Source organism: Bacillus badius NBRC 15713, assembly GCF_001591605.1.
Lineage (GTDB): Bacteria > Bacillota > Bacilli > Bacillales > Domibacillaceae > Pseudobacillus > Pseudobacillus badius.
Genome location: NZ_BCVF01000081.1, coordinates 1 through 3,837, shown reverse-complemented (window position 1 = coordinate 3,837; position 3,837 = coordinate 1). Strand labels below are relative to the sequence as shown.

Here is a 3,837-nt window from a genome sequence, read left to right as displayed (position 1 = left end):
CTGTTGATGTCCATTCCAGGCTGCTTCGCTTTCCGCGGGGCGGGCGGTGAGCCCGCAGGAGTCTGCGCGCCTTCCATTCTAATCAATAGGTTTGACAAAGCCAGGACAGTTGTACAAAATGCTCGAGGTGAAGAAGAGGCGTTTGAAACACCATCCACTCTAATGGAACTAAGTAGATAGGGTCGCCCTAGATAAGCCTGTGCCAGGGGATTACTTGGTTCATCGCATGGAGCATACGTTGGAGATGGTCGATACGGGCGATGCTTACTTTTTCTGCCATGAATCTCAAAAAAATGGCCAACTGGACTTGGCAAGACCCCAAAATGGTCTAAATAACGGACTCGGTGAGGTCTATCCTTCTCTCAAACGGCTTTAAAACCAATGAAAAATCAAAAAGGGATTCGGAATAAGACCATTCCGAACCCCTTTTGTCGACAAGCTGAAAAACCGGCTCTCTCTCGAGAACCGGTTTTTATTGTTTTTCGCCGAACTTCAGAAACATGGTTTCATCTTCAATCAAATGGCAAACCGCACATTGGACTCTTCGTTCAGGACCGTTATAGACCGCATGGAAAGGACCAGGATGATCCGATCCTTCAAATCGTTCCATCACTTCTCCTGTTTGCGGATCTAATCTGACGGCATAAGCGACCTGATCGACAATATTGAATCTTGAGCGGTTTGTCTTACAGCTTGGACAGCAATATCGCGTACTCATAAGAACCCCCTATGTATCATGATACCCATTAGGTTATCCGCAAGCCGCGCTCATTATTCACCTGTCTGTTCGTGCTTTTATTGCATTCAAGCTAGTTAAAAATTCATTTTTGATTGGCCGCCGTCCACATTCAGACTAGCTCCCACAATCCAGGAGGCTTTATCGGAAGCAAGAAAAGCAACAACGTGGGCCACTTCCTCAGGCGTGCCGAAGCGACCCGCTGGAATGTCGTTTTTCACAAACTCTTTGATCCGTTCCGGGTTTTCTTCAAGCCGTCTCTTCCAATTTCCCGTTTCGTGTAAAATGCTTCCCGGCGCCACGCTGTTGACGCGAATCCCTTCCGAAATCACTTCATCTGCAAAAGCTTTCGTGAAACTGATCAAAGCTGACTTTGCATTGTTATATGTTACCTTTCCTCCGCTTTCTCTTCCATAGACTGACGTAATATTTATGATCGCTCCGCTTTTTTCTTTCTTCATATGATGAGCTGCCAGCTTGCTTACATGCACAGCAGAAAAATAATTCAGCTCCATCGCTTGATAAAATAGCTCCAGCTCTGTATCCATCGCTTGGCCGCCATTGCTGCCGCCAGCATTGTTAACCAGTACATCAATTGTCCCCTTTTGTTCAATAAAAGACGCCATCAGCTTTTCCCGTTCTTCCGCATGTGAAAGATCGGCCTGAAACACAGATACGCGTCCCCCAAGCTCTTTCTGCGTTTTTTCCAGTGCTTCCATGCTGCGGGCGGCAATCGCAACATGGGCTCCCTCCTGGACGAAAGCCTCGGCAATGGCTTTGCCGATCCCTTTTGAACCGCCCGTAATCAGTACGTTTTTTCCATTCAGCTGCAAATCCATAAGATCCTCTCCTCTTCTTTTGCCAAAAGACAGTTATGTACATTCATTATAGCGGTTCGCGGCAAACAATTTAAAACTTACGCTCGTCCGCCGCTAGCGTGCGCTATACTTTGAAGTAGGTGCAGCGAAAAGAGCGTGTACACGAACAAATCTCTATAACTTTTAGAAATATTTTCTCACAAATGATAGGAAGTGGCCTTTCCCTTCGTATTAATTAGTGAAAATGTATGAGAAAGGCGGTAACTAAATGGATGAAACGATTATCGTTAAACAGATTGTCCGCAAAAAAGAGATCGGCCTGGAATTGCTGATTGATCATTATGCCGGACTTATTACCTCAATCGTCCGCAGACACTTGGGGAGCTTGCGGATGTATGAGGAAGAATGTGTAAATGACGTCCTCTTATCTATTTGGAAGAACATCGGAAGCTTCAATCACAAGCAAAACTCCTTCAAAAATTGGGTGGGCGCCATCGCCAAATATAAAGCGATTGATTATAAACGGAAATATATGAAGGACCGCCAAACGATCAGCTTATCGGACACAGAGCCTCCCTCTTCCGCAGATTCTGCCCTGTTGCAGCAAGAACTGCAAGAAGAGATCGACGAATTGCTGAGCCACTTAAATGAAAAAGACCGGGAGCTATTTAAGAAATATTATTTAGAAGACATCCAGCTGGACGAGATTGCCCATCGCACACACACCACAAAAGATAACTTGTACAACAGGCTGTCAAGAGGACGAAAAAAGCTAAAAGAAATTATTAGATAAGGCGGTGCATACAATGAAACATCCTTATGAATTATTTAATCAAATCGACAGTAAAACAGAGGAATATGAAGAAATTGAATTGAGCGCAGCGGAAAAAAACAAACTAAAGCAGGAAATGCGGGCCAGCATCAAGCCCCGCAAAAAGAAAAACCGGAAATTTTTAATCGCAGCTGCTTTTGTTTTGGCTGCAGCCAGTCCGGTTATGCTCACCAATGATCACGTGTGGGCTTCACTGTCAAAAGCAGGAAAACAAATCGAATTATTTTTTAACAAGCCAGAAAATGAATTTACGGGCTACAAGCAAACGGTCGATCAAACAGTTGCAGATAAGAACATCCATGTCACACTCAATGAACTGATGCTGGATGACGGCCAGGTTTTGCTCAGTTTAAATATAAAAGCAGACAATGGGGACCAACAGAAATCAGTCATGCCAGGGCAGATGCAAGTAAAAATCGGGGACTTCACCTTTGCCAACTCCTCTTACAGTGTGCAGCCGGCAAACGAAAAAACAGAAGATGGCAGCTCGAATTACCTTTATTCCTTTGATATCGATCATATCGACACAGACGGAGACGGCCTAATGGACGAGCCTTTCCAAATTCTTGATCATATTGATCCACAAAAAGACTATCCCGTGTCCATCCAATTCAATACCATGGAATACGAAAAAGCCGGCGGTGCCCATTCTGGCAAATACTCCGATTCTTTCGGCTCCATCAAAGGCAGCTGGACCTTCCAAACAACTGTTAATGGGGAGAATATTCAATCGAACACAGCGGTGTACCGTATAGATAAGAAGATCCATATTAATGAGAAAAACCTTAAGGGTGTGCTGAAAATCGAAGAAATCCGTGTATCTCCTGTGTCCGTTAAAATCCGCCATACCTTTGAATATACGAAAGGTTCAAGCGAAAGCCACCAAGTTAATCTGGTTGTAAAAGACGAAAAAGGGCATACCTTGACTGGAAGCGGAACAGGCAGCGGCACAGACACTCTCTCAGAAATGAATGAGGAGCTGGAATTGACCTCTGATCTTGAGAAGCTCATAATTACTCCAAGCATCTTTGATAATCAAAAAAATAATAAAAAGCTTCTAAAAGATCAATCGTTCGAGGTCAATACGACAAAATAAATTACATTTCAAATCAGGCAGTGCGTGACACTGCCTGATTTCCGTTTGTTGACAAAATGGGGTCAGAAGGAGATCCTTCCAAACCCATTTTCGGATCTGCCAGGTCCAGTTGGCCATTTTTAGAGATTCATGGCAGAGCAAGTAAGCATCGTTCGTATTGACCATCTCCAACATATGCTCCATGCGGCAAACCAGATGATCCCCTGGCACAGACTGGTCTAGAGCAATCCTGTCTACTTAGTTCCGTTGGAGTGACTGGTCTTTCAACAGCCTCTTCTTCACCTTAAGCGTTTTGTACAACTGTCCTGGCTTCGTCAAACTTATTGATTAGAATGGAAGGCGCGCAGACTCTGGC

Annotated in this window: 5 protein-coding genes; 3 read left to right on the top strand and 2 right to left on the bottom strand. The window is 44.5% G+C overall.

From position 1 onward, the window contains the following. On the top strand, nucleotides 1–180 hold a 180-nt coding region (locus tag BBA02S_RS21190; RefSeq protein WP_218011597.1), incomplete at its 5' end, for a hypothetical protein. A 292-nt stretch (nucleotides 181–472) separates the two neighbouring features. Here the strand turns inward: BBA02S_RS21190 and BBA02S_RS19575 are convergent. Together BBA02S_RS19575 and BBA02S_RS19570 are read right to left on the bottom strand one after the other, a co-directional pair. Continuing rightward, entirely contained in the window at nucleotides 473–718 is a 246-nt protein-coding gene (locus BBA02S_RS19575; protein WP_041099336.1) for a hypothetical protein, read from the bottom strand. Between the two features lie 95 nt (nucleotides 719–813). Continuing rightward, nucleotides 814–1,575 carry an SDR family NAD(P)-dependent oxidoreductase gene (locus BBA02S_RS19570; protein ID WP_041113011.1) on the bottom strand — a complete coding sequence of 254 codons (762 nt, stop codon included), beginning with the start codon at nucleotides 1,573–1,575 and terminating at the stop codon, nucleotides 814–816. 247 nt (nucleotides 1,576–1,822) lie between these two features. Here BBA02S_RS19570 and BBA02S_RS19565 point away from each other — a divergent pair, with 247 nt between their 5' ends. Both BBA02S_RS19565 and BBA02S_RS19560 read left to right on the top strand, forming a co-directional pair. Next, nucleotides 1,823–2,347, top strand: coding sequence for a sigma-70 family RNA polymerase sigma factor (locus BBA02S_RS19565; RefSeq protein ID WP_041099331.1), 525 nt, complete (start codon nucleotides 1,823–1,825; stop codon nucleotides 2,345–2,347). Nucleotides 2,348–2,360: 13 nt separating this feature from the next. After that, complete coding sequence (locus tag BBA02S_RS19560) at nucleotides 2,361–3,482, top strand: DUF4179 domain-containing protein (RefSeq protein ID WP_041113010.1); 1,122 nt, start codon at nucleotides 2,361–2,363, stop codon at nucleotides 3,480–3,482. Nucleotides 3,483–3,837: the final 355 nt, after the last annotated feature.

What these genes read in the sequence shown, in the direction of transcription:
- BBA02S_RS19575 (WP_041099336.1), bottom strand. Translation starts at nt 718, where the DNA reads ATGAGTACGCGATATTGCTGTCCAAGCTGTAAGACAAACCGCTCAAGA.
- BBA02S_RS19560 (WP_041113010.1), top strand. Translation starts at nt 2,361, where the DNA reads ATGAAACATCCTTATGAATTATTTAATCAAATCGACAGTAAAACAGAG.
- BBA02S_RS19570 (WP_041113011.1), bottom strand. Translation starts at nt 1,575, where the DNA reads ATGGATTTGCAGCTGAATGGAAAAAACGTACTGATTACGGGCGGTTCA.
- BBA02S_RS19565 (WP_041099331.1), top strand. Translation starts at nt 1,823, where the DNA reads ATGGATGAAACGATTATCGTTAAACAGATTGTCCGCAAAAAAGAGATC.